The organism is Kitasatospora sp. GP82, from assembly GCF_029892105.1.
GTDB lineage: Bacteria > Actinomycetota > Actinomycetes > Streptomycetales > Streptomycetaceae > Kitasatospora.
In genome coordinates, this window is sequence record NZ_JARZAJ010000040.1 from 14,003 (window position 1) to 37,678 (window position 23,676).

Annotated in this window: 24 protein-coding genes, 1 tRNA gene and 1 riboswitch; of the genes, 8 read left to right on the plus strand and 17 right to left on the minus strand. The window is 72.6% G+C overall.

Going from position 1 to position 23,676, the window contains the following annotated elements; translation table 11 throughout:
* Window positions 1-38 precede the first annotated feature (38 nt).
* The 3 genes from P3T39_RS29490 to P3T39_RS29500 all read left to right on the plus strand — a co-directional run bounded on the left by P3T39_RS29490 (window position 39) and on the right by P3T39_RS29500 (window position 4,433).
* Entirely contained in the window at window positions 39-518 is a 480-nt protein-coding gene (locus P3T39_RS29490; RefSeq protein ID WP_280702257.1) for a carboxymuconolactone decarboxylase family protein, read from the plus strand.
* Window positions 519-650: 132 nt separating this feature from the next.
* Entirely contained in the window at window positions 651-1,481 is an 831-nt protein-coding gene (locus P3T39_RS29495; RefSeq protein WP_280702258.1) for an isocitrate lyase/phosphoenolpyruvate mutase family protein, read from the plus strand.
* Window positions 1,482-1,841: 360 nt separating this feature from the next.
* Window positions 1,842-4,433 carry a glycosyl hydrolase gene (locus P3T39_RS29500; RefSeq protein ID WP_280702259.1) on the plus strand — a complete coding sequence of 864 codons (2,592 nt, stop codon included), beginning with the start codon at window positions 1,842-1,844 and terminating at the stop codon, window positions 4,431-4,433.
* A gap of 30 nt (window positions 4,434-4,463) precedes the next feature.
* Here the strand turns inward: P3T39_RS29500 and P3T39_RS29505 are convergent, their stop codons facing one another.
* The 10 genes from P3T39_RS29505 to P3T39_RS29550 all read right to left on the minus strand — a co-directional run bounded on the left by P3T39_RS29505 (window position 4,464) and on the right by P3T39_RS29550 (window position 12,746).
* Entirely contained in the window at window positions 4,464-5,573 is a 1,110-nt protein-coding gene (locus tag P3T39_RS29505; RefSeq protein ID WP_280702260.1) for a cytochrome P450, read from the minus strand.
* Complete coding sequence (locus P3T39_RS29510; protein ID WP_280702261.1) at window positions 5,537-6,982, minus strand: cytochrome P450; 1,446 nt, start codon at window positions 6,980-6,982, stop codon at window positions 5,537-5,539. The genes P3T39_RS29505 and P3T39_RS29510 overlap by 37 nt, the downstream gene beginning before the upstream one ends.
* On the minus strand, window positions 6,979-7,581 hold the full coding sequence (locus tag P3T39_RS29515) for an ATP/GTP-binding protein (protein WP_280702262.1): 603 nt from the start codon (window positions 7,579-7,581) through the stop codon (window positions 6,979-6,981). The genes P3T39_RS29510 and P3T39_RS29515 overlap by 4 nt, the downstream gene beginning before the upstream one ends.
* Entirely contained in the window at window positions 7,559-7,942 is a 384-nt protein-coding gene (locus P3T39_RS29520; protein ID WP_280702263.1) for a DUF742 domain-containing protein, read from the minus strand. Before P3T39_RS29520 ends, P3T39_RS29515 begins: the two co-directional genes overlap by 23 nt.
* A complete protein-coding gene (locus P3T39_RS29525) occupies window positions 7,939-8,352 on the minus strand; it encodes a roadblock/LC7 domain-containing protein (RefSeq protein WP_280702264.1) in 414 nt (137 codons plus the stop codon). Before P3T39_RS29525 ends, P3T39_RS29520 begins: the two co-directional genes overlap by 4 nt.
* On the minus strand, window positions 8,336-9,685 hold the full coding sequence (locus tag P3T39_RS29530; RefSeq protein ID WP_280702295.1) for an ATP-binding protein: 1,350 nt from the start codon (window positions 9,683-9,685) through the stop codon (window positions 8,336-8,338). The genes P3T39_RS29525 and P3T39_RS29530 overlap by 17 nt, the downstream gene beginning before the upstream one ends.
* 215 nt (window positions 9,686-9,900) lie before the next feature.
* Window positions 9,901-11,034 carry a PP2C family protein-serine/threonine phosphatase gene (locus tag P3T39_RS29535; protein ID WP_280702265.1) on the minus strand — a complete coding sequence of 378 codons (1,134 nt, stop codon included), beginning with the start codon at window positions 11,032-11,034 and terminating at the stop codon, window positions 9,901-9,903.
* Between the two features lie 249 nt (window positions 11,035-11,283).
* Entirely contained in the window at window positions 11,284-11,544 is a 261-nt protein-coding gene (locus P3T39_RS29540; RefSeq protein ID WP_280702266.1) for a hypothetical protein, read from the minus strand.
* 360 nt (window positions 11,545-11,904) lie between these two features.
* Complete coding sequence (locus tag P3T39_RS29545; RefSeq protein ID WP_280702267.1) at window positions 11,905-12,474, minus strand: TetR-like C-terminal domain-containing protein; 570 nt, start codon at window positions 12,472-12,474, stop codon at window positions 11,905-11,907.
* Complete coding sequence (locus P3T39_RS29550; RefSeq protein ID WP_280702268.1) at window positions 12,474-12,746, minus strand: alpha/beta hydrolase; 273 nt, start codon at window positions 12,744-12,746, stop codon at window positions 12,474-12,476. Before P3T39_RS29550 ends, P3T39_RS29545 begins: the two co-directional genes overlap by 1 nt.
* A 239-nt stretch (window positions 12,747-12,985) precedes the next feature.
* Here P3T39_RS29550 and P3T39_RS29555 point away from each other — a divergent pair, with 239 nt between their 5' ends.
* Window positions 12,986-13,189: a 4-oxalocrotonate tautomerase family protein gene (locus tag P3T39_RS29555; protein WP_280702269.1), complete on the plus strand. Its 204-nt coding sequence runs from the start codon at window positions 12,986-12,988 to the stop codon at window positions 13,187-13,189.
* Window positions 13,190-13,359: 170 nt separating this feature from the next.
* Window positions 13,360-13,518: riboswitch (cyclic di-AMP (ydaO/yuaA leader) on the plus strand.
* 12 nt (window positions 13,519-13,530) lie between these two features.
* Window positions 13,531-14,367, plus strand: a complete 837-nt coding sequence (locus tag P3T39_RS29560; protein ID WP_280702270.1) for a M23 family metallopeptidase — start codon at window positions 13,531-13,533, stop codon at window positions 14,365-14,367.
* Between the two features lie 252 nt (window positions 14,368-14,619).
* On the opposite strand, the gene P3T39_RS29565 is transcribed toward P3T39_RS29560, so the two are convergent.
* Window positions 14,620-15,597: a hypothetical protein gene (locus tag P3T39_RS29565; RefSeq protein WP_280702271.1), complete on the minus strand. Its 978-nt coding sequence runs from the start codon at window positions 15,595-15,597 to the stop codon at window positions 14,620-14,622.
* Window positions 15,598-15,752: 155 nt separating this feature from the next.
* Between P3T39_RS29565 and P3T39_RS29570 the strand changes: the two genes are divergently transcribed.
* The 3 genes from P3T39_RS29570 to P3T39_RS29580 all read left to right on the plus strand — a co-directional run bounded on the left by P3T39_RS29570 (window position 15,753) and on the right by P3T39_RS29580 (window position 17,583).
* Entirely contained in the window at window positions 15,753-16,346 is a 594-nt protein-coding gene (locus tag P3T39_RS29570; RefSeq protein ID WP_280702272.1) for a GNAT family N-acetyltransferase, read from the plus strand.
* Between the two features lie 100 nt (window positions 16,347-16,446).
* Window positions 16,447-17,169 carry a sensor domain-containing protein gene (locus P3T39_RS29575; RefSeq protein WP_280702273.1) on the plus strand — a complete coding sequence of 241 codons (723 nt, stop codon included), beginning with the start codon at window positions 16,447-16,449 and terminating at the stop codon, window positions 17,167-17,169.
* A gap of 192 nt (window positions 17,170-17,361) precedes the next feature.
* Window positions 17,362-17,583, plus strand: coding sequence for a hypothetical protein (locus P3T39_RS29580; protein WP_280702274.1), 222 nt, complete (start codon window positions 17,362-17,364; stop codon window positions 17,581-17,583).
* Between the two features lie 210 nt (window positions 17,584-17,793).
* Here P3T39_RS29580 and P3T39_RS29585 read toward each other — a convergent pair whose 3' ends face one another.
* The 6 genes from P3T39_RS29585 to lhgO all read right to left on the minus strand — a co-directional run bounded on the left by P3T39_RS29585 (window position 17,794) and on the right by lhgO (window position 23,551).
* Window positions 17,794-18,891 (minus strand): hypothetical protein, encoded by a 1,098-nt coding sequence (locus tag P3T39_RS29585; RefSeq protein WP_280702276.1) that lies wholly within the window; start codon window positions 18,889-18,891, stop codon window positions 17,794-17,796.
* Window positions 18,892-18,972: 81 nt separating this feature from the next.
* A complete protein-coding gene (locus tag P3T39_RS29590; protein ID WP_280702277.1) occupies window positions 18,973-19,206 on the minus strand; it encodes a hypothetical protein in 234 nt (77 codons plus the stop codon).
* A gap of 440 nt (window positions 19,207-19,646) precedes the next feature.
* Window positions 19,647-19,720: transfer RNA gene (locus P3T39_RS29595), tRNA-Met, on the minus strand.
* Window positions 19,721-19,839: 119 nt separating this feature from the next.
* On the minus strand, window positions 19,840-21,147 hold the full coding sequence (locus tag P3T39_RS29600) for a PrsW family intramembrane metalloprotease (protein ID WP_280702278.1): 1,308 nt from the start codon (window positions 21,145-21,147) through the stop codon (window positions 19,840-19,842).
* 104 nt (window positions 21,148-21,251) lie between these two features.
* A complete protein-coding gene (trmB, locus tag P3T39_RS29605; RefSeq protein ID WP_280702279.1) occupies window positions 21,252-22,082 on the minus strand; it encodes a tRNA (guanosine(46)-N7)-methyltransferase TrmB in 831 nt (276 codons plus the stop codon).
* Between the two features lie 227 nt (window positions 22,083-22,309).
* A complete protein-coding gene (lhgO, locus tag P3T39_RS29610) occupies window positions 22,310-23,551 on the minus strand; it encodes an L-2-hydroxyglutarate oxidase (protein ID WP_280702280.1) in 1,242 nt (413 codons plus the stop codon).
* Window positions 23,552-23,676 lie beyond the last annotated feature (125 nt).

The window sequence follows — 23,676 nt, forward strand, 5'->3', positions numbered from 1 at the left end:
CCACGGTGACGGGCCACCTGGCACCTACGGTTGAACACATGACGACGAACCAGAACGCTTACGTCCCCGCCCCCGTCCAGCGCATCTCGCTCCCCGAGCTGGCCCCGGAGTTCTACCGGGCGATGATCAAGCTGGACAGCGCGGCGTCCGCCGGACTCGACCCGATCATCGCCGAGCTGGTCAAGATCCACGCCTCGATGATCAACGGCTGTGCCTTCTGCCTCGACATGCACACCACCGACGCCCGCAAGATCGGCGAGCAGGACCACCGGATCTACAGCCTGCCGGCCTGGCGCGAGACCCCGTGGTTCACCGCCCGCGAGCGGGCCGCCCTGGCGCTGACCGAGGCGGTCACCAAGGTCACCGAGGGGCACGTCCCGGACGAGGTCTTCGACGAGGCCGCCAAGGTCTTCGAGGAGAAGGAGCTGGCCCAGCTGCTTGCGATGATCATCACGATCAACTCCTGGAACCGGATTGCCATCGCCTCCCGCCTCAGCCCGGCCCCCAAGCAGGGCTGAGCCCAACCTCTCCGGGCAAGCGTGAGCCAAGCAGAGCCCCGCGCCCCTATGCGGTTACCCCTTGCCCCTAAAGGGTCTACTCGGGCCGATTTCCGCCAGTCCGCTGCCATGCCTCACCGACAGGCTGCCACCATGACGACTCAGTACGACAAGGCCAAGCTCTTCACCGACCTGCACCGGCCCGGCGACCCGCTGGTGCTGGCCAACGTCTGGGACGCCGCCAGCGCCCGGCTGGTCGCCGCCGCCGGTGCGCAGGCGATCGCCACCGCCAGCGCCAGTGTCTCCTGGACGCTCGGTGCCCAGGACGGCGGCGGCCTCGACCGGGACCGGGCACTCGCCCAGACCGCCCTGGTCGCGGGCGCGGTGGAGCTGCCGGTCACCGCCGACCTGGAGAGCGGTTTCGCCGAGACCGCCGCCGGGGTCGGCGAGACCGTCACCGCCCTGCTCGCCACCGGCGCGATCGGCGTCAACCTGGAGGACGGACTCGACGGCGGGGCACGCGAGTTGCGTCCGGTCGGTGAAGCCGCCGAGCGGATCGCGGCCGCCCGCGCGGCGGCCGATGCCGCCGGTGTGCCGCTGTACATCAACGCCAGGACGGATGTCTTCCTGCGGGGCATCGGCGAGCCTCAGGGCCGTCTGGACGCGGCGATCGCCCGGGGGCTGGCCTATGTGGAGGCCGGGGCGAGTGGTGTGTTCGTACCCGGCAGCGCAGATCCGGCCGTCATCGCGGCGCTGGCCGAGGCCCTGCCGGTCCCGCTCAACGTGCTCGCCGCCCCCGGTGCCCCGACCGTCGCCGAGCTCGCCGCCCTCGGTGTCGGCCGGATCAGCCTCGGCCCCGGCCTCGCCGAGGTCGCGTACGCGGCGGTCCGGCGAGCGGCTCGCGAGGTGTACGCCAAGGGCACCTACGGCGGCCTCGCCGACGGGCTGAGCTACCCCGAGCTCAACGGTCTGTTCCAGCGCTGACCGGGAATCAACAGACAGGACCGGTCGGTCCACGTCTTCCGGCCGCGGTCACCGGCGTCACGGGGCGCCGGTAGCCGCAGCCGGAGAGCTTCCCCGGTTCACTGGCCTCCCCACTCGTCGACGCCTCGTCAGGGTTCTTGAGTGGGGAGGTCGGAGCGGTCAGGTTCCGGACAAAACTTCGGTCAAGTCTTCACCCGGTGGTGCCGGCAGCCCCGGAAGTGTGGTCGAGTCTCCCCGGCCCCTTGGTTGTCAACCATCTCGGACACCAAGGGCTTTGGGTCAATGACGACTGGGGAGGCACTGTTGTCGGCACCAACCCGTACCAGGCGATGGCTCACGATCTGCGCCATCACGGCCACGATGGGACTGATCGGTGTACCCGCCGGAGCGGCTCCCGGCGGCCACTCGGCGCTTCCGTTCGGCGCCCGCCAGCTGGACGCGAAAGCGCAGCGGAATGCACGGGCGGCGGCCGCGACGGGCGCGTTCCGTCCGGCGGGCCAGGGCAGCGGTGGTGAGGCGGACGAGATCCAGGAGGGCGCCGACCAGCGTGCCGAGGCCCGTACCTCGCCCGGTGCGGTCGCCCCGGGGGCCTTCGCCGCCGCCTGGGCGCAACTGCGCGCTCTGCCGCAGGCGGGCGGGGACTGGAAGCACCTCACCGGCCTGCCGTACGACTCGGACGATCCTCGGTACCGCGACATATCCTCCAACTCCAGTGCGGGCATGGGGAAGGTGACCGGCCGGATGGCCGCCGTCGCGGCAGACGACCACGGCACGGTGTACGCGGGCAGTGCGGGCGGCGGCGTCTGGCGTTCCACGACCGGCGGCGGCCACTGGCAGCCCATCAGCGACAAGCTGCCCACCCAGGCCACCGGCGCGCTGGCCCTCGACGGCCGGGGCCGGCTGTGGCTGGGCACGGGTGAGGCGGTCACCAGCTCGGACGGGTATCTGGGGGCGGGCGTCTATGTGCTGGCCCACCCGGAGGACGGTCAGTTCAGCGCGCGCAGCCGGGTCGGCGGCGCCGAGCTGGACAGCACCACCATCCACGCCATCCGGTTCGGCGGCGACCGGGCCTGGGCCGCGACCAGCCAGGGTGTCTGGAGCCACTCGCTGAGTGATCTCTCCGGGCCGTGGCAGCTGGAGTTCGCACCCAACCCCGAATATCTGCACGGCGGTTCGAAGGCTGCCGACCCCAACGCGCCGTACAAGAACCTCACCAGCGACATCGCCATCGACCCGCGTGATCCCTCCAAGGTCGTCCTGGCCGTCGGCTGGCGTGGCGGCGACCCGAGCAACGGCTTCTACACGAAGGTGGACGGGAGTTGGCAGCGGCTCGGCGGCTCGCTCGGTGACCTGCCCTCCGGTGCCGCCGACGTCGGCAGCGTCACCTTCGCCCGCTCGGCGGACGGTTCGCGCTACTACGCGATCGACCAGTCCCCCGCCCAGCAGGCGAGCGACCCGAACAGCGGTCTTGCGGGGATCTTCGTCTCCAAGTCCGGTTCCCCGCTGGGCCCGTGGACCAGGATCGCCGACTACCACAAGCTCGCCGCCGCCGGTTCAGCGCTCACCCAGGCGGGTGATCAGCCGGGCCTTCAGTCCTGGTACGACCAGTCGCTCCAGGTGGACCCGACCAATCCGGACCACCTCTACGCCGGCCTCGAGGAGGTCTTCGAGACCACCGACGGCGGCGCGTCCTGGAAGACCGCCGGGCCGTACTGGAACTTCACCTTCAGCTGCTGGAGCATCGACCCGCACAAGCAGAGCGGTGACTGCCCGCCCACCACACACCCCGACCAGCACGGCCTGGCGGTCGGAAGCTACCACGGCCACCCGTATCTGATCGCGGGCAACGACGGTGGCCTGTACCGGCGTCCGCTGACCGGCCAGACCGACGCGAGCGGCCACGCCACCGACTGGACCTCGCTCAACGACGGCACCATCGACAGCCTCCAGTACTACTCCGTGGGCATCGGCAAGGACCCGTCCGGCCGGGGCGTGGCCGTCACCGGCGGACTCCAGGACAACGGGCAGTCGATGCTGCGGCCGCACGACACGGTGATGGGCTCCAACTTCGGCGGCGACGGCGGCGACACGCTCACCGACCCGGCCAACGGCTGCAACCTGGCCCAGGAGTACGTCTACCTGGCCATCCAGGTCACCCAGAACTGCGGGGTGAACGACGGTGCCTGGGCGACGGACCCGGGCAAGGCCACCTCGTGGAACGTCGCGCCGCCGGACAACGCACTCGGCGGTGCCGGTGCCCGCTTCATCGCCCCGCTCGGCGTGGACCTCGGGAACGACAACGCCTGGGTGGCAGGCGGGCGGCACGTCTGGGTGCAGAACCAGGGCTACGCGATCCGGTCGGGCAGCGCCTGGACCAGCGCGTACGACCTCGGCGACGGGCATGTGGCGACGGCGGTCGCGGCCTCCGGGGGCAAGGTGTACGCGGCCTGGTGCGGCCCCTGCAACAACCAGGGCTTCACCCGGGGCATCGCGGTCGGCAACGCGGACGGCACCGGCTGGCAGCAGCTCGCCCTGCCGGCCGACGGCCTGGTCCCCAACCGGTACCTCAGCGGGCTGACCATCGACCCGGCCGACCCCGCCCACGTCTACCTGGCGGTCAACGGCTTCTCCCGGCACTGGACGGAAGGGCCGGGCGCGGGCGTCGGGCATGTCTTCGAGACCAGGGACGCCGGGGCCCACTGGAGCGACATCTCGGCGAACCTGCCGGACGTCCCCGCCGACTCCCTGGCCGTCACCCCCGGCGGCGGTCTCGCCCTGGCGACGGACATCGGCGTCCTCTACCGCCCGGCCGGCCGCACCGGCTGGCAGCGCCTCGGCGAACTCCCCGCCGTCGCGGTCGACCAGCTCAAGTTCGGCCCCGACGGCCGCCTCTACGCGGCCACCCACGGCCGCGGCCTGTGGGCACTACGGCTCGACGAGTCCGACTCCTAGCCCGCCCCGGCCGGCCCCTGTCGCTCGCGGTCAGCGTGCCCGTACGGGGAGGGTGCGGACGCTGTTGCCGACGAAGGAGGGGATGGGGGCGGGCGCGGGGCCGTCCGCGAGGGCCAGGCTGGGGAAGCGTCCGAAGAGGCCGCGCAGGGCGGTCTCCGCCTCCAGCCGGGCCAGGCCGGAGCCGAGGCAGAAGTGCGGGCCGTGGCCGAGCGAGAGGTGCCTGCCCGGTTGGCGGGAGAGGTCGAAGCGGTCCGCGTCCGGGTAGTGCGCGTCGTCGCGTCCGGCGGCGGCGTAGGAGGCGAGCATCGCCTCGCCGCGCCGGATCAGCACCCCGCCCACCTCGATGTCCTCGGTGGCGTACCGCAGCGGGAACTGCCCCACCGGGGAGTCGTAGCGCAGGGTCTCCTCGACCACCGCCGACCACTCGTACGTCCCGTCCAGGACCTGCCGCAGCTGCTCGGGATGGGCGAGCAGCGCACGGACGGCATTGGTGATCAGGTTGAGCGTGGTCTCGTGCCCGGCCACCAGCATCAGCAGCAGGGTGCCGACCAGCTCCCGCTCGCTGAGCCGGTCGTCGACCTCGCGGGCGGCGATCAGCGCGGTGGTCAGGTCGTCGCCGGGTTCGGCGCGCTTGGCCTCGGCCAGGCCGCCCAGCAGGGCGTACAGGTCGGCCTGGGCGGCGATGGCCGCGTCCGGGGTGGCGGAGCTGCTGACCAGGGTGTCGGAGAGCGCGTGCAGTTCGTCCTGCTGCTGGGGCGGGAGGCCGAGCAGTTCGCCGATCACCTGCATCGGCAGCGGGTACGCGAAGTGCTTGCGCAGGTCGAACTCGCCGTCCAGCAGGGCCACCCGGTCCAGCAGGCGTTCGGTGAGCAGCTCGATCCGCGGCTGGAGCGCGGCGACCCGGCGCGGGGTGAACGCCTGGCTGACCAGGCCGCGCAGCCGTCGGTGGTCCTCGCCGTCCGCCGTGGTCATCCCCGGCACGGTGATGAAGTTGAGCAGCGGCCAGCCCTTGGGCAGACGGCCCTCGCGGAAGGTGTCCCAGAGCTGGGCGTTCTTGCCCACCCGGGGGTCGGCGAGCAGCTGCTGGAGGGTGTCGTGGTGGGTTATCGCCCAGACCACCACCCCGCCAGGGAGTTCCACCAGGACCGCCGGGCCGGCGGCGCGGAGCCGGGCGTTCTCGGTGTGCTGGTCGCCTCCGAAGGGGTCGAGCCGGACGGGGGCGGGGCGGGCATGGTCGAGGGTATCGGAGGTGTCCATACGGGCCTTTCCGGGGCAGGGGTGCGGGGCGGGGTGAAGGCGCTGTAGAGCACCGGCAGGGACACCAGCGCTCGCGACCACGGCGACGGGCGCCAGGCCAGTTCGTGGGAGGGGACGGCGAGTTGGAGATCGGGAAGCCGGTGCAGCAGGGTCTCCACGGCGGTTTCCACGATCAGCCGGGCCGGGTGCTGGGCCGGGCAGACGTGCCGTCCCGCACCCCAGGCGAGGTGGGCGCGGTTGCCGCTGACGCCCTCGGGGCTCTGGACGGCCGGGTCGGCGTTGGCGGCGGCGAGGCCGAGGACCAGCATGTCGCCCGCGTTGATGTACTGGCCGCCGAGGACGGTGTCGCCGGTGGCCCACCGGCCGGGGAAGTTCTGGGTGGGCGGGTCGCGCCAGAGCACCTCGTCCAGGGCGTCCGAGACGGTCAGCCGTCCGCCCGCGAGGGTCGCCCGGAAGCGCCGGTCGGTGAGCAGCAGGCGCAGAGTGTTCCCGGTCCAGTTGATGCTGGTCTCGTTGCCCGCGACCAGGATCACCACCAGGTGGTGCACCGCCTCCTCGTCGGTCAGCCGGGCCGGGTGGGCCAGCAGCCAGGAGGTGAGGTCGGCACCGGGCGTGGCCCGGCAGCGGCGGACCAGGTCGACCAGGATGGCCTGGAACTCGGCGTTCGCCCGTACCGACTTCTCGCTGCTGTCCACGAAGTGGCTGATCAGCTCGATGAGATGGGGTCCCGCCTCGGAGGGCAGGCCGAGCAGCTGGGTGAAGACCAGCAGCGGCAGGCGGCGGGCGTACTGGGCGACCAGGTCGGCGGTGCCGTCCGGACCCCAGCTGTCGATCAGGGCGTTGGCGGCGTTCTCGGTCATCTGACGCAGCTGCCGGTGGTCGATCCGGGCCAGGGTGTCGGCGACCGCGCCGCGCAGCCGCTGGTGTTCGGCGCCGTCCAGGTTGAGCAGGGTGGGTCGCCAGGAGGTCATCGGCAGCAGGCGCGAGTCGGGCTTGAGCCGGCCCTCCTGCGGTATTCGCCAGCGACGCGAGTCCTTGGAGAACAGCTGCTCGTTGCGGGTGAGTTCGAGCAGTTCGGCGTAGCCGAGCACCAGCCAGGCCTCGACCCCGGGTTCGAGCTCGATCGGCGCGACCGCGCCGTGCTCCTCCCGCATCCTGGCGTAGAGGCCGTGCGGGTCGTCCGAGACCGAGGAGCCGTAGAGCGGTACGGTGCCCAGCTTTCCGTGCATCGGGCAGCCGGGCGGCGGGACCTGGGCCCCGGGAACCTGGGTGTCCGGCTGGGGAGTTGTCATGGCTGGGGCTCCAGGACTGCGGTGGCGTGCAGGTGGTCGACGAAGTCGATCAGGACGTCGTACGCGCCCTGGCGGTCCCGGGCGTCACAGGCGAGGATCGGCACCTCGGGCAGCAGGTCGAGCGAGGCGCGCAGCTCGTCCTCGGGGTAGTCGGGGGTGTCGGGGAAGGTGTTGACGGCCACCGCGAAGGGGATCTGCTGCTCCTCCAGTTGCCCGAGCACATCGAAGCTCTCCTCGATCCGCCGGGCGTCGACCAGGGCGATCGCGCCGAGCGCCCCGCGCGAGAGGTCCTCCCACAGGGGCCAGAACCGCTGCTGGCCCGGTGTCCCGAAGAGATAGAGCGCGAGGCGCGGGTTGAGCGTGATCCGGCCGAAGTCCAGGGCGACCGTGGTGGTGGTCTTCTCGGGCCGGCCGGTGAGGTCGTCCACGTCCGCCCCTGCGGCGGTCATGGTCTCCTCGGTGCGCAGTGGCGAGATCTCGCTCAGCGAGCCGACCAGGGTGGTCTTGCCCACCCCGAACGGACCGGTGACCAGGATCTTCACGGCGCCCTGCACGGTGGACGGCAGGTAGACGGGCTCAGCGGAGTTGGCGGAGGCCAACTAGCACCTCTTCCAGGAGGGTTGCGGGCAGGAGATTGGCCTGCCGTACGGGTGGGACTACGGGGGGCAGGACCTGGACGGCGCCGAGGTCCCAGAGGTCGCCGACCAGCACCTTGACCACGCCGAGCGGCAGGCCGAGGTGGGCGGCGACCTCGGCGACGGAGAGCAACTCCCGGCAGAGCTTCAGGATTCGGCGCTGCTCCCGGTTCAACGTGGCTTCGTCGTCGAGGAGTTCGCCGAGCTCGGCCTCGGGGACGGCACTGACCAGGCTCTCCAGCGCCAGTTCCTCCAGCGCCTGGACGTTGGGGCTGGGCCGGCTGCGGCCTCCGGTGATCACATACGGCCGGACGGGTCCGTTCAACGCAGCCCCCCTGCGCCGTGCTCCACCCGGGGCGGGCTGGTCAGGTGGGTGCCGATCCGCTCGACCAGCACCTGCATCTGGTACGCCACCAGACCCGCGTCCACGGCCTCGCCGGTCACCACGGCCAGGTGGGCGCCCGCCCCGGCGGCCACGACGAACAGATAGCCGCCGCCGTACTCGATGATGATCTGCCGGGTGCTGCTCTGGTGGCCGCCGAAACCCTGTGCCACCCCACGGGCCAGCGACTGGAGTCCGGAGCAGGCGGCGGCCAGGCGCTCCGCGTCGTCGCGGGCGATCCGCTCGCTGCGGCCGATCTCCAGGCCGTCGTTGGACACCACGACGGCGTGCTGCACCTCGGGAACGCCGACGATGTCTGCCAGCAGCCAGCCGAGGTCAGGAGTGGTGGTCATGGAAGTCTCCGAAGTGCTGGGGGGTTTGGGGGGAAAGGGGGAAGAAGTCGTCGTTCCGAGGGCCCGGACCGTCCGGCCGGGGCTGCTGCCGGGCCGCTGAACGGCCGCTGGCGGTACCGGCCTGGAAGAGAGACATGAAGGTCTGCGCGTCGCGTGCGGAGCGCGGCGGCACCGGGGCCTCGGCCGGGCCGGCGGCGGGCGCGGGCCCGGCCGCGCCCCGCCGGTTCACCCGGCGCGGCAGCCCGCCGGGCGGGGGCGAGGGGGACGGCACGTGCTCGGCCGGCGAGATCCGCTGCTGTGCCGGGACCCGTTCGTGTGCCGGGGCCCAGTCCTGCTCCGGAGCCCGCTCCACCGGCGGGACCTGGCCCGGTGCGGCACCGGGGGCCGCTCCCGCAGTGGCTCCGAACCCGAAGTCGTCCATGCTCCGGCCGCCGCCGGCGGGTGTGGGCAGCGGCTCGGTGAGCAGCGGTGTCGGCAGCAGCACCACGACGCGCACCCCGCCGTAGGGCGACGGGGCGGAGCTGAGGGTGACCCGGAAGCCGTACTGCTCGGCCAGCCGGCCGACCGCCGCGAGCCCCAGCTGCGGTACTTCGCCGAGCCGGGAGACCTCCATCGTGGTGCCCCCGGCCAGCGCTGCGGCGGCCTTCTCGACGGCGTACTCGGGCATGCCGACGCCGGCGTCGTCGATCTCGATCACCGCGCCGTTGTGCACCGGCATCAGGGTGACGTGGACCTGGGTGCTCGGCGGGGAGTAGCGGGTGGCGTTGTCGAGGAGCTCGGCGATGGCGTGGATCAGCGCCTCGGCGGCGGCGCCGACCACGGCGGTCTCGATCCGGCTGCGGATCACCACGCGCTGGAAGGGCAGGATGCGGGACTGGGCGCCGCGCACCACGTCCTCCAGGGCCACCGGTTCGGGCCAGTGCCGGCCGGCCCGCGCGCCGCACAGGACGGCCAGTGTCTGGGCCAGGCGGGCCTGTTGGGCGGCGGCGTGGTCGGCCTTGAGCAGCCCCTCCAGCAGGGCGGGGTCGTCGTGGCGCCGTTCCATCTCGTCGAGACCGGCCTGCTGGTCGTGGGCCATGACCAGAATGCGGCGGGCGACGCTGAGGAAGGCCCGGCGGGTGGACGCGTTGAGCTCCTGCTCGTGCTGGACGGCCGCGTGCTCGCTGCTGCGGCGTTCCGCCTCGGCCTGGAACTGTGCGCGCAGGGCGGTGAACTCCTGCTCCTGCGCGTCGAGTCGCGCCTGGAGGGTACGGCTGACCGCGCGGTACCGGGCGGCGGCCAGCAGGGAGAGGACGGCGAGCACGCCGGCAGCCGAACCGCACCACTGAGTCATCGTCACGCGGGGATTCTAGGGGGATGATCCTACGTATGTGTGAACGTATCTGACGTTCAGTGATCTGATCCCGACATTTCTGCTGCTGAGCGGCTCGGGAAAGGTCTCAATTTGGCCGAATCGGGCTGCCATTCATCTTCTGGTCATCCCAAATCCGGTTACCTGTCGGTAATTTCGGTTTTCGTGCCGATCCGGTGGGGCGGCGGTGATCGGGCTCAGCTGCCCGCGCCGAGGCGCTGGACGATCACCAGGGTCCGGTCGTCGGCGACGTTCCGGGCGAGTGTCCGCAGGAGTTCTCGTGCCGGGTCGGCGGCGCTGCCGTACCGCAGCAGCGGGGCGGCCGCCGTCAGCAGCCGGTCGATGCCCTGGTCGATGTCCTCGCCGGGGACCTCCACCAGACCGTCGCTGTAGAGCAGCAGCGAGTCGCCGTGCGCCAGTCGCCCGGTGGCCGCCGGGTACTGCGTCCCGCCGAAGATGCCCAGCGCGGGGCCGGGTTCGCCGCGCAGCGCCCAACGGCCGCCGTTCGCGCGGTGGTAGTGCCCGGCGGGCGGGTGTCCGGCGGTGAACAGCCGGTACCGGCCGGTGGAGGGGGCGAGCGCGAGATGGATGGCGGTGGCGAACTCGTCGTCCCAGTCCAGCCGGGAGAGATAGTCGTTGGCCCGGGGCAGGAAGGTCTCGGGCGGTACGGAGCCGAGCAGTACCGCGAAGGCTCCGGAGAGGTGCATGGACCGCGCGGCCGCCCGGCTGCCCTTGCCCGAGACGTCCACCAGGACGATCTCCAGCAGGTCCCGGTCGGGGCGGTGCGAGGAGAGCAGGAAGTCACCGGCGAAGAACGTGCCGCTGACCGGGGAGATGGCCCGGTGGAAACGCCAGTCCAGCAGCCGTTCGGGGAGCCGGCCGAGGGCCCGGGTGCGTTCGGAGAGCTCCAGCAGCATCGAGCCGCCCCGGGTGCCGCGCAGGCCGAGCCGAGTGCGGTGGTACGACATCAGCGCGCTGATCACCGCCGCCACCACGACCACGACGGCCGAGCCGGGCCGCAGCCCGTACGGGACGCGCAGCAGCCAGTCGGCGGTCAGTCCGAGCCCGATGGGGATCAGCAGTACCAGCAACAGCCGGATGTGCAGCACGAAGCCGCCGAAGAGCAGCGGCAGGATCAGGGCGGAGGGCGGGCATTCGTCGGGCGAGGCGATGGCCAGGACGGTGAGCAGCACGGCGAGTACGGCCAGCAGGGCCAGCGCCGTCCGTTCGGCCCGCGGGTCGCCGTCCTGGAGTTTGCTCTGCCAGCGGCCGAAGGAGCCTCGCCGCAGCCGTCCGGCCAGTTGCCGTGCCACCGTGGTGACTGCGGGCACGAGGACCTCCGCCGAGACTCGGGCCAGGCCGCTGACCAGCCGCTGGGTCAGCCCAATCTAGCGGCGTCCGGGCCGATCCCCGTGTTTGCCGCGTCGGGCGCCGTCGGCGTGGGCTCCGGCTTCCGGCGGCGGGCCCTTGCTCCCAGTGCGGCCGTTCGTTCTCGGTACCGGCGCTTGCCGTTGGGGCGGGCGCTGCCCCGTGAGCCTGCGAGCCCCCCGACCCCGCGTAGCGGGTGGCGCGGGCAGCGCCTACTGGCCGTCGCTCTCCCCGTACGGTTCCTGGGGGCGGGCGGGGACCGGGCGCAGCGAGCGAAGGCCCCGGGCCACCACAAAGGCGCGCCGGGCCGCCTCCACCAGGCCGCCGGAGGCGGGGCGGGCCGTCGCGGAGGTCGTGACCGAGGTGCGCTGGCTCGGAACGAGACCGGTGACGGGCCGGGTGGTCTGCGCGGTCTGCGTCATCCCGTCCTCCTCTTCAGTGATCGTGCCCTGGGGCGTGGTGGTCTGCGGCATGGTGTCCTCCCCAGCAGCGGGCTGCTGCTGACGGGATGTGGGCCGCCCGGATGCTACCTACCCCGGCTGACCGCAAGTGTGGCGGGTCGTCTGCGACGGTTCGGTCTCGAAATCCACCCGAATCCATACCGGCGCGCACCGGCCGCCCGGGCCGGTCTCGAACGGGTGTCCGGCCGGCTCGCGGCGCCGGCGGTGAGCGGGTAGCCGCCAGTGGGCGCGCAGGTGAACCCTCGCCGGTGAACCGCCCTGCGGATCCGGCCTGTTCGCAACCCTGCGCCCTGCGACCCGCTCCGTCAACCCCCGCCGGAGCGGGGTTTCGGGCCGTCGGGCCGTCGGGCCGTCGGGCCGTCGGGCCGGCCCTCAGGCCGTCGGCCAGGCCCGCAGCCCCTGGGTCAGGACGCCGATCAGCCGCTCCTGCGTCACGGTCAGGTCCTCTGCCAGCTGGAAGGCGCCGCTGGTGGAGAGCGAGGCGAAGCCGTGTGCCACGGAGCGCACCGTACGGGCCGCGTGGATCGCCTCCGAGCCCTCCAGGCCGTATCCGCGCAGCACCGCCACGATCACGCCGACCAGCCGGGCCGCCGCGTGCTGCAACTCCGGCTCCTCCTGCGGGGCCTGCGGCAGGGCCGCGTACCGGCGGGGGTGGCGGCGCGCGTAGTCCAGGTAGGCCCGCAGCAGCGCCTCGGTCGCCTCGTCCCGGCTCCTTCCCTGCACCGCGGTGCTGAGCTGCTCGGCGAGTTCCTCGGTGACCCGGACGGCGATCAGGCGGCGCAGTTCGGTCAGGCCGCCGCTGACGTGCTTGTAGAGGGACGGGGTGGCGACGCCCGCGCGGGCGGCGACGGCGGCCAGGGTGAGGGCCTCGGGGCCCTGCTCGTCGATCAGTTCAAGGGCATGGCCGACGACGGCGGCGGGGGTGAGTCCGACCCTGGGCATCAGGCGACCTCGTGCAGGAAGGGGAGCAGGGCGTCGGCGGTGGCCTGGGGGAACTCCGCCATGGGGTAGTGCCCGGCACCGTCGATCATCACCTTACGGCCCTTCAGCGCCGCCGCCTGCCGGTCGGCCAGTGCGGCCGGGTCGGGGAAGTCGATGTCCTTGCTGCCCATGATCACCAGCGCGGGGCAGCGTACGGCCGCGGCCAGCCCCACCGCTGCGGAGTCGCCCCCGAGCTGGCCCCGGGTGGCGGTCTTCCGGCCGGGGGTGCGCACCCGTTCCGGCGCCGCTGTCGTCGAACGCGATCCGGCCTCCAGGGACGTCGAGGTACTGGGTGGTGACGGTGCTGTCGGACATGGCCTGCCTCCTCGGTGGCCGTTCCCTGTAGCCATAAAGCTATGGCTAATAGCCTTAGGCGTCAAGGAGGTCCGCGGGGCTTCGCAGGACTTCGCAGGACTTCGCAGCGTGTGCTGTACGGTGCGGCTGTCTGTGGGACCCGAGCCGAGGAGTCGTCATGCCGTTCATCAGCGTCAAGCAGCTGGCCGGTCGCACCGAGGAGCAGAGGGCCGAGATCGCCCGCGAGCTCACCGAGACCTACGCCCGGGTCACCGGCGTGAAGCCGGAGAACATCTGGGTGGCGATCGAGGAGGTCCCGACCGAGAACTGGGCGATCGCCGGTGTCACCTTCGCCGAGAAGGCCCGTCGGGCGCAGGGCTGATCTCGGCGGACATCACGGGCCGTCATGGGGCGAGCTGGCCAATCGTCACAAATCGCCCATTGCACCCCAGGAAGCCAGGACTGCACCATTCGAGCAGCTTGGAATCATGGGCTTCTCGGATTAACGTTTGATAACGCAGCGCGGTCGGCAACGCCGTACCCGAACGGCACCGTGCGCCGTCGCCCAATCCCTCAAGGCCCGCCCAAGGCGGGCTCGGGAGCCGGGGAACCACGTTCCTTGGGGTGAATCGAGTGGGCCCCGGCCCGCCCGTAGGAGACCTTCCTGCTCCGAACCCGTCAGCTAACCCGGTCGGCGCGAAGGAAGGAAAGGAGCGCGCCCCCGTGGCGTCCTTGTCGCACACCCCCGTGAACCTCGGGATCGGCACCCAGCTGCTCGAACTCCCCCAGGAGCAGGCCGCACCGGCTGACGGGGCCGCCCGGCACCGGATGCCCCGCCAGCCGCGCAGCGGATCCCTGCTCGGAGTGACCGCGATGGCCGCCGGTCTCGGCGCCACCAGCCTCGCCGCCGCCGGATCGGCCGCCGCTGCCACCGTCGCGCAGCCGCCCGCCGCAGCTCCGGCGCTCTCCGCACCTGACACGGCCTCGGACCGTGTTCTGTCCGCCGACCCCGGACTCGCCCTCGCCGCGCGGATCCAGCAGCAGGCCGACGGCCAGCACACCACCGCCGAGGAGTCCGCCCGGCTGGCCGCCGCCCAGGAGGCCGAGGCCAAGCGGGCCGCCCAGCAGACGGAGGCCGAAGCCGAGGCCGAGCGCGCCCGGCTCGGCACCCTCACCCTGCCGACCAGCGACTACACGCTCACCGCGCACTTCGCCCAGTCCGGTTCGCACTGGGCCCACCTGCACACCGGCCTCGACTTCGCCGCCCCGACCGGCACCCCCGTCACCGCTCTCGGCACGGGCAGGGTCACCTCAGCCGGCTGGTCCGGCGCGTACGGGTACCGGGTGATCCAGACCCTGCCCGACAGCACCGAGATCTGGTACTGCCACCTCTCCGCGATCTCCGCAGCCTCCGGCGAGGTCGCCCCGGGCACCGTGCTCGGCAAGGTCGGTGCCACCGGCAACGTCACCGGGCCGCACCTGCACCTGGAGGTCCGCCCCGACGGCGGAGCCCCGATCGACCCGCTGAGCTGGCTCCAGGCCCACGGCCTCCAGCCGTAGCCCGGCGGCGCGGGGAACTTCGATCACGCGCCCGACCATGCACCCCCTGAGGGCGCCGGGAACTGCGCGGAAATCCCCGCACCATGGAGCAGTTCAGGCACGTGCCGGGCCATGCACCACCTCAGGGGCGCGGGGAACTGCGCGAATCAGGGGGCGGGGAACTGCGCGAAAAACCCCACACCTTCACGCAGCTCGGGCACGCGTCCGACCGTGCACCCCCTTCGGGACAGTGCACGGTCGACCGGGCTGCGATCAGGACTCCGACTCCGCCTCCGACTCCGCCTCCGCCTCCGCCTCCGCCTCCGCCTCCGCCTCCGCCTCCGCCTCCGCCTCCGCCTCCGCCTCCGCCTCCGCCTCCGCCTCCGCCTCCGCCTCGGTGCTCGCCAGGTACTCCTCGATCTCCTCGGTGCCCGGCTCGGGTGCCAGGTCCTGGTACTCCGCCACCAGCAGCTCGGGCAACCCCGGCACCGTCCACTCGCCGCACAGCCGCAGAGCCTCTGCCGCCACCACCGCCTCAAAGCCCTCGAAGTCGCCCGAGAGCTCCTCGGGCATCGGCAGCCCAAGCGCGTTCAGACCGGCCAGATTGCGGTAACTGCGCTGCATCAGACGGTTCTCCAGGAGCATCCGGGCGCCGTCCGTGGCCATGCCGACCGACAGCATCCGGGCCCGGTTCCACCCCTCGTCCCCCTGGACGGGCTCCAGCAGCCCCTGCTCCTCCAGCCAGGCGAAGCACGCCACCCGCTGATCCTCCGTCAGCTCCCGGAAGTCGTCCAGCCAGGCCCGCACGGCCGCCTGGTCGGAGGTGTCCACACCGTCCGCGCGCAGCAGCAGTGTGTAGAGCCGGGGCCAGGTCACCAGGTGCGGGCGCCGCAGCAGGTCGCAGAGCAGCTCGCCCTGCCACTCCGCCTCGGCCTGCAGTTTCGCCTGCCGCTTGGCGTTCAGCCGCCTGCCGGCCCGCTGGTGGTCGATCAGCAGCCGCACCACCCGCCCGTACGCCTCCGGCTCGGTCGCGGGTTGCACATACAGGTACAGCCGCTCGTACAGCAGCTGCTCAAGCAGCGGCGAACTCAGCTCCGGGTAGCCGTCGTGCATCGGCGCGTCCCCGAGCTCCAGCAGGGTGAGCACCGTCCGCAGTGCCTCCTCGGGCACCGGCTCGTACCCGTGCTCGGCCGCCCAGGCGAGCAGGTCGGTGGTACGGGTACGAGGGGTGAGCTGCAGATCGTGGTTCACGCTACGTACCGTAGCCGGTGCGGCGGGAGCCCGGCGGCAGTGCGGGTGGCGTGCCCGGCGACCCGGTGACCGGTGAGCGTGTCCGGTGCCTCGGTGCTGCGGCCTCTCGGTGCTCCGGTCGGCCGGTGGGCGGCTCGGCTGTAGGGTCGGGCGGCATGAAGCCTGAACCGGGACGGGCCGTGCTGCTGACCGGCCCGCGCCTCGCCATCCGCGAGTTCCACCACACTCCCGGCGACGTGGATGCCCTGCACGCCGTCTTCGGTGACCCGGAGACCGCCAGGTACCTGCCCTTCGAACCGCGCGACCGCGAGACCTGTGCCGACCAGATCGAGCTCTACATCGAGCAGGCAGAGGCGGACCCGCGCACCGCCTACCGCCTCGCCGTCACCGTGCTCGTCGAGGACGACCCGGAATACGCCGCCCCGATCGGCACCGCCGTCCTCGGCCTCGGCGAACACCGCTCGGCCACCATCGGGTACGCGCTGCGCCGCGACACCTGGGGCCGGGGGTATGCGAGTGAAATCACCGCCCTGCTGTGCGAGTTCGCCTTCGACGCCCTCGGCCTGCACCGCCTCGAGGCCCGGGTGGACCCGGAGAACGCCGCCTCCGTCCGGGTGCTCACCAAGGCCGGCTTCCAGTCCGAGGGCCGCATCCGGCACGACCTCTGCCTGCGCGGTACCTGGTACGACTCGCTGCTGTTCTCGCTGCTGGAGCACGAAAGGGTGGCGCCCGCTGGAGAGCGGAGGTAGGGAGAACCCCACCACGAACTCGGCAGTGGGCTGCATACCGGTGGTCGCTGCGAACCGGCATCTTGGAGTCGTGAGCACGGACGACACCGAGGGGCCTGCAATGACCAGCACCAGCATGGGTGGCACCACCCCCCTGCACCGCACCGACGCGTACCCGCCGCAGCGCCGCGCCGGGCAGGCCGCGGCGTTCTGGCTGGCCCCGCTCGCGGGGTCCACCTGGCGGGAGGTCGGATTTGCGCTGACATCCCTGCCGATCAGGGTGCTCAGCTTCGGCTTCGCCGTCACCTTCTTCTCGGCGGGCCTCGGCTTGCTGGTCACCGCACTCGGCCTGCCGGTGCTGGCCCTGCTGCTCAGCGGCGCCCGGGGCTTCGGTGCCCTGGAGCGCCACCGGGCCCGCACGCTGCTCGCCACCGAAGTCGCGGGCCCGGCCCCGGTCCGCCCCGGCCGGCCCGGATTCTGGGGCGGCGTCACCGCACGGCTGGCCGACCCGGCGGGGTGGAAGGCGGTGCTCTACCAGGTGCTGATGTTCCCCTGGAGCGTGCTGAGTTTCGTCGTGCCGACGGTCTTCCTGGCGCTCGGCTGGTCGCTGGCGCTCTACCCCGCCTACCACTGGGTCTTTCCCCGGTATGTCGGCTGGCCCGGCCTCAGGCTGTTCGACTTCCGCAGCGGCAGCGGGCACTACGAGTACTTCATCAGTTCGCCGTGGCAGATCGCGGGCGTCTCGATACTCGGGTTCGTCCTGCTCTACCTCGCGGCGGGGCTGGTGCGTGCGATCAACAGCGTCAGCCGCGCCGCCATCCGGGGCCTGCTCTCCGACCGCTGAGCGGCCGACGCTTCCTCAGGCGGTGGGCGTGCACCTGTCGGAGTCCCAGGCCCCGGGCAGCGGACCGCTGACCACACGGTCGCTCGGTCGATGCGGCCGCTCGGTCGATGCGGCACGGTCGCTGCTCGGATGCGGCCGACTGCTCATCATGGTCGGATGAAGCGGGCCGGACGCTGCCACCCGGGAGGTCCCGTGAGCCCGCCCGCCACACTGATCACCTCCCGTCCGCTCGACGAGCACTGCCAGCTCTTCGGCCTCACCCGCAGCGCGATCGGCGCCGTGCCCGGGCCCGTGCTGGACTGTCCCGGAGGCGCCGCCGACCTGGTCGCCGAGGCCCGTGAACCGGGCATCCGGGTGGTGGCCGCCGACCCGGCGTACGCGGGCCCGCACAACTGGCCGGACTGCTCGAACTGACCCGGGTCACCGCTCCCGGCGGCGAGGTCCGGATCTACCCGCTGTACGACGGTGGCGGCCGCCGCTGCCCGCACCTGGACGAGCTCCGCTCGGCGCTCGGGCGGCGGCAGATCGCCAGCGAGGTACGGGCCTTCCCGAGGGCGGGCGACGGGCTGACCCGGCGCGTACTGGTACTGCGTGCCGCAGACCACCGCCGTCGCCGACACCGCGTCAGCCAGCGGGCTGCCTGACCTCGCCTGCGCCGGCCTCGGCCGCGACGGCCTGTCCCGCGCCCGCCTGTTCCACGCCGACGAGGGCAACCTGCTCGGCCGCAGCCCCGCCGCTCCCGCCGGTAGTCCCACCGCTCCCGCCGGTAGCTCCGCCCCTGGCCGGTTCGGCGGACGCCGCAAGCAGCTTGAGGATCTCCTCGCCGACCACCCTGCGACGCGAGTACGGCGGTACGGCGGTCGGGTTGCGCAGCTTGTAGTCGACTGCCTCCCGCAGTGCCGCCTTCTCCTCGTCCGTCAGCGCGGTGCCGGTGGCGATCTCACGTGCGGCGAGCAGCGCCTGCAACAGCTCGAAGGGCGAGAGGTTGCGGTCGATCGCCCTGACGATCAGGTCGAGGTTGGTCGGGTCGGGCTTGCCCTGGAGGAGTGCGAGGGCCTGCACCCGCAGGCCCTCGACCCCGGTGTCGAACATCTTCCGCACCTCGGTCGGGGTGTAGTCCAGGCTGCTCGCCGAGGTCGAGGTCTGGCTCACCGAGTCGGCCAGGGTCTGCCGGTCGGCGGTGGACAGCGCCCGCGCCAGCAGCAGTCGGGTCAGCAGCCAGCCGGACAGGAACCCGAGCACGCTGAAGTAGACCACCACCGTGGCCACGAACCCCGCCGCACCGTTCTCGCCGCCGACCATCGGCGCCAGCGCGTCGCCCACCTGCCGCAGCCGGTGCGGCACCGCGCCGATCTGGGTGAGCCCGGCGCCGAGCAGGATCTTGGTCAGCCAGTCGGAGGCCTGCTCCAGGTTGGTGTTCGGCGCGTAGCTCGCGGTGGAGGTCGCGCTCAGATCGGTGGGGTGCGCCGCCGCACCGCTGGAGAGCAGACGCGGGATGCCGAAGAGAAAGCCGACCCCACCGCCGGCCGCCGTGGACATCGCCGCGACCAGCAGACCGCCGCCGAGGGTGCCCACCCAGTGACCGCTCGCCGCCGAGTACAGCACGAGCCCTGCCAGACCGGCCGCGATCACACCGCCGAGGCCGAACCGAACCTCCGGCGCCAGCCCGCCTCCATACCGTGCGAACCCGCGCTTCGCCGCGATCCCACGCCCGACACCCACCGACGGCCTCCCCGAATCACCCGCTTGGTGGCAGCGACTGTAGCGGGGCACCGCCACGGCCCGACAGGGAGTGCGGCGAGCTCAGGCCGACCGGTCGGCGGCAGGAGCCTCGGGCTTGCGGGCGAAGCGGCGGCGGATGTCCCGCGCCGAGCGCCACAGGTCGCGGACCACCAGGAGAAAGAGCCACGGGCTCGCGATCAGCACCGCATCCCAGACCCAGCTCCGACGCGAGACGGTGAGGCCGGCCCAGAGGACGGCCAGGCAGAGCAGAAGCAACCCGGCCACCGCGCGCACCTTGCGGATACGACTGGTCACAGGGGGCTCCCGGGAACGACGGATGACGCTGCCGGCCAGTCTTCCCGGCACACCTGGGCGCGATCCCAGCCGTTCGAACGGTGGGACCGACGGGCCGGTCCGACTCCGGTCCAGCCCTGGGCCGCCCCTTGCCGGCCCGGAAATGCCGAACCCCCGGGGCCTCTCCTTGAGGGTGTCCCGGGGGAACGACTACATCTGCGCGGTTCACGCGTCCGCGGGGGCTGGACCTAGAAGGCCGCCGCCACGGAGGCGCGCCCGAGCGAGTCAGACGCGTCTACGTGCGCAGTTGCGTGGGTACTCAACTCAGGATCACCTCCTTTCGTGTTCTGAGCCCACCATAGGCAGGCCCCGGACAGGAGGCAACGGATTTATTCGAGGAAAGCTTCGAGGGAACGCAGAAGGTCCGGCAGACGAATCTGCCGGACCTTCTGGCTACTGAGTAGCGGGGACAGGATTTGAACCTGCGACCTCTGGGTTATGAGCCCAGCGAGCTACCGAGCTGCTCCACCCCGCGTCGGTGAACCCAACACTACGGGAGAGTCGCCAGGAAGGGAAATCGGTTCTGCGATCAACTTTTTCACCGGGTGCTCCTCGCCGGGCGTTCCTCAGCGGGCGTTCCTCAGCGGGCGTTCCTCATGGGGGTGCGCCCCGCCCGGTGCTCTGCCGCGGCTGCCCGGCCGGATGCCGGGCCCTTCGCGCGGTGCGGGCGCCGGCCCAGACGGCAAAGCAGACCAGGGCGGCGAAAGCGGGCACCATCAGCAGCCCGTACACCAGGAGAAAGCCGTGGGTGCCGAGTCCCGCGGCGGCGTTCCAGGTGCCGTGCAGGGCCATCGCCAGCAGCAGGCCGACCGGAGCGGCGAGGCGGGCCAGCCAGCGGCGGCCGGTGGTGAGGCTGATCGCGAGGCCGAGTCCGGTGAGGGCGGTGAAGAGCGGGTGGGCGAAGGGGGAGAGCAGTCCGCGCAGTACGAAGGTGTGGACGGTGCTGTCGAAGTCCCGCAGGCTGGGCTGTGCGCCTAGGCCGATGTTGTCCATCCGGGTCTGCTGGTCGTCGGTGAAGGCCCGCCCGAGGTAGAGGGCGTTCTCGGTGAAGGAGAAGCCGCACGCGGTGGCCCCGCCGAGCACCACCCCGGCAGCGAGGGTGCGCGGGTTGGAACGGGCTCGTCGCCGCCCGCCGCGCGTGTGCGGCCGGTGGTACGGCGCCGGGCGGAAGTACGGGAGCGGGCGCAGGTGGCGGCGCAGCCGCGGGGCGGCGCGCAGACGGTGCACCGAGCGGCGCAGTGGCGCCGGGGAGCGCCGCATCAGGACGGCGCAGGTGCGCTCGGCCCGGCATCGCAGCCGGCGGCGTACCGGGAGCAGCAGCATGATCAGGGCGGCGCCCTTGGCGGTCTCCTCGATCAGCGGGGTCGCGAACTCGGCCACGAGCGTCTCACCGCGCATGCTGCCCCGGTGGGCGATGAGGAAGTCGCTGGCCCAGCCGTTCGCCATGATCGCCACGGTGGTCGCGGCGCAGGCGCCCCAGGCGAGGCAGAACAGGGTGTGCCGCAGTGGCACCCGCGCGGTCAGGTTGAGCCAGGCGAGCGCGCCCAGTACGAACGGCAGCGGCAGCAGGGCCAGCCCGAGGCCGACCAGCAGGCCGGTGGTCCCGGTCTGCCGGTGGACCAGTTGCAGTATCAGCACGCCGCAGGCGGCGAGGGCGAGGGCGGCCAGCCCGGAGGAGACGGCCGGGTAGCGCAGCGAGGCGATCCGGCGGAGCAGGTTGTCCGCCCCGACGTACGGGTGCCGGGGCAGCAGCCAGCCCGCCCGGTGCACCCGGGGCCCCGGGTTCGTCCGGTTGCCGTCGGAGTGCGCGGGCGGGCTGATGGCGGACCCGGGTGATTCGACGGCGGCCGCTGCGGGCGCCGGGACGTCGGAGTATGGGCCGTCGCTGGACGGACTGCTCACCCGAAAAGCGTAGGGGAACGGTGCACTCCCGGGCAGCCCCTCGGCACGATCGGTGTCGACTGCCTCACCTCGGGTGACGATCCGTCAGGTCGGTCGCCCCGGGATCAGCGGCGGCGGAAGAGGAGGTCGTGCACGACATGGCCCTTGGCCGTGCCGGCGCGCTCGAACTTGGTGACCGGACGCCACTCGGGCCGGGGTGCGTAGCCCGGCACGCTGCCGACGGGGTGGTCGGCGGGCTCCAGCCAGCCGGAGCCGTCGCCTTCGGGGTACAGGTTCTCCAGCTCGGGCGAGGCGGAGAGGACGTCGAGCATCTGCTCGGCGTACGGCTCCCAGTCGGTGGCGCAGTGCACCAGGGCGCCCGGGGCCAGGCGGGGGAGCACCAGGTCGAGGAAGTGCGGCTGGATCAGTCGGCGCTTGTGGTGCTTGGGCTTGGGCCACGGGTCGGCGAAGTAGACGCGCAGACCGGCGAGCGAGGCGTCGGGCAGCATGTCGCGCAGCAGGATCACCGCGTCACCTGCGGCCAGCCGGACGTTCTCCGAGCCGTCGCGCTCCAGCATCTGGAGCAGATTGCCATGGCCGGGCGTGTGGACGTCGGCGGCCAGGATGCCCATGGCCGGGTCTGCGGCGGCCATCGCGGCGGTGGTCTCGCCCATGCCGAAGCCGATCTCCAGGGTCACCGGGAGCTCGCCGAACAGGCTCGGGAGGTCGAGCGGGGTGCCGTCGATCGCCAGGCCGTACCGCTCCCAACCCCGGTCCAGGGCGCCGGCCTGGGCGTTGGTCATCCGGCCTCGGCGCGGCTGGAAGCTGCGGATCCGGCGCTCGCTGTGCTGGGCCTCGGTGGCCTTGTGCGGGTACATCGGCGCGGGGTACGCGGCCGGTGCGGCGGAGAGCCGGGCGGACGGGGAAGGCTGGGTACTGGGGGCGGTGGCAGTCACAATCGCCCCATTCTACGGGGGGCGTACCCGCCCCCGGACGGGCGCGTGACGCAGACCTCACGCCCGATGCGCACCGTGATGCAGACGGCTGCCGCGCAGACGGCTGCCATGCGGTGCCTCAGGGGCGCGAGTCTCTGCTCGGTCAACTGCGTGCGCGAACCGCACCACAGTCACGCCGTGCCCGTGCCCCAGAGGCACCGGTCGGCGCGCTGCCCGACGGTGAAGGGCTACGCACCGCCCGCCGTGAGGGCGGCGAGGGCCCGGCGGGCCACCTCACGGCCGATCGGGAGGGAGGCCGTGGCCGCCGGGGACGGGGCGTTCAGCACATGGACCGTGCGCCGGGGCGAGGACGGATCGTCCGGGTCGAAGCCGGCGAAGGCGAAGTCGTCCAGCAGCGCGCCGTCCCGGGCCACGGCCTGGGCCCGCACCCCGGCGGCGGCCGGGACCAGGTCCTCGGCCGCGACCGCCGGCAGCAGTCGCTGCACCGCCGCCGTGAACGCCCGCTTGGACAGTGAGCGGTGCAACTCGCCGATCTCGTACCGCCAGTGCCGCCGTGCGATCTGCCAGGTGCCCGGGAAGCCCACCGTCTCGGCGATGTCACGCGGCCGCACCGTCCGCCAGTCGTAACCCTCACGGGCCAGTGCGGGGACGGCGTTCGGGCCGACGTGGACGTCGCCGTGCACGCCCCGGGTCAGGTGCACGCCGAGGAACGGGAAGGCCGGATCGGGCACCGGATACACCAGCCCGTGGACCAACTCGCGCCGCTCCTTGGTGAGTTCGTAGTACTCGCCGCGGAACGGGATGATCCGCACCCCGGGATCGTCCCCGGCCAGCCGGGCGATGCGATCACTGTGCAGCCCGGCGCAGTTGACCAGCACCGCACAGCGCAGCTCCCCGCCGCCCTCGATCTGCACCGTGACCCCGTCCGCCCGTCGGACGACCCCGCGCAGCGCGCAGCCGGTCCGCAGCACCGCGCCCGCCTCCTCGGCGAGTTCGGCGTACCGCCGGGCGACGGCCGCGAAGTCGCAGATGCCGGTGGTCTTGACGTGCAGCCCGGCCAGCCCTGTCACCTCGGGCTCGTACTCGGCGATACCGGCCGCGTCGAGCTCGGCCACCGGGATGCCGTTCTCCCGGCCGCGCTGCACCAGCGCGTACAGGCGCGGGAGCTCCTCGCGGCCGGTGGCGACGATCAGCTTCCCGGTGACCTCGTACGGGATGCCCTGCTCGCGGCAGAACTCGACCATTTCGGCCGCGCCCTCGGTGGCGTACCTGGCCTTGAGCGAGCCGGGCCGGTAGTACACCCCGCTGTGGATGACGCCGCTGTTGCGGCCGGTCTGGTGGGTGGCGAAGGCCGGTTCCTTCTCCAGCACCAGCACCCGGAGGTCCGGTCGCTGTCGGGCGAGCGCGTACGCGGTGGACAGCCCGACGATCCCGCCGCCGACCACCGTCACGTCGAAGTCGTACGCCACCGCCGCACCTTCTTCCTCCCGGCACCCGCCGCCCAGGTGCCCGCCGCTGCGATGTTGGCACGGCGGCGGGCACCGGTCGAGAGCACCTCGCGCGTTCGACCGAAAGTCCGGCCGGCCGATCCCGG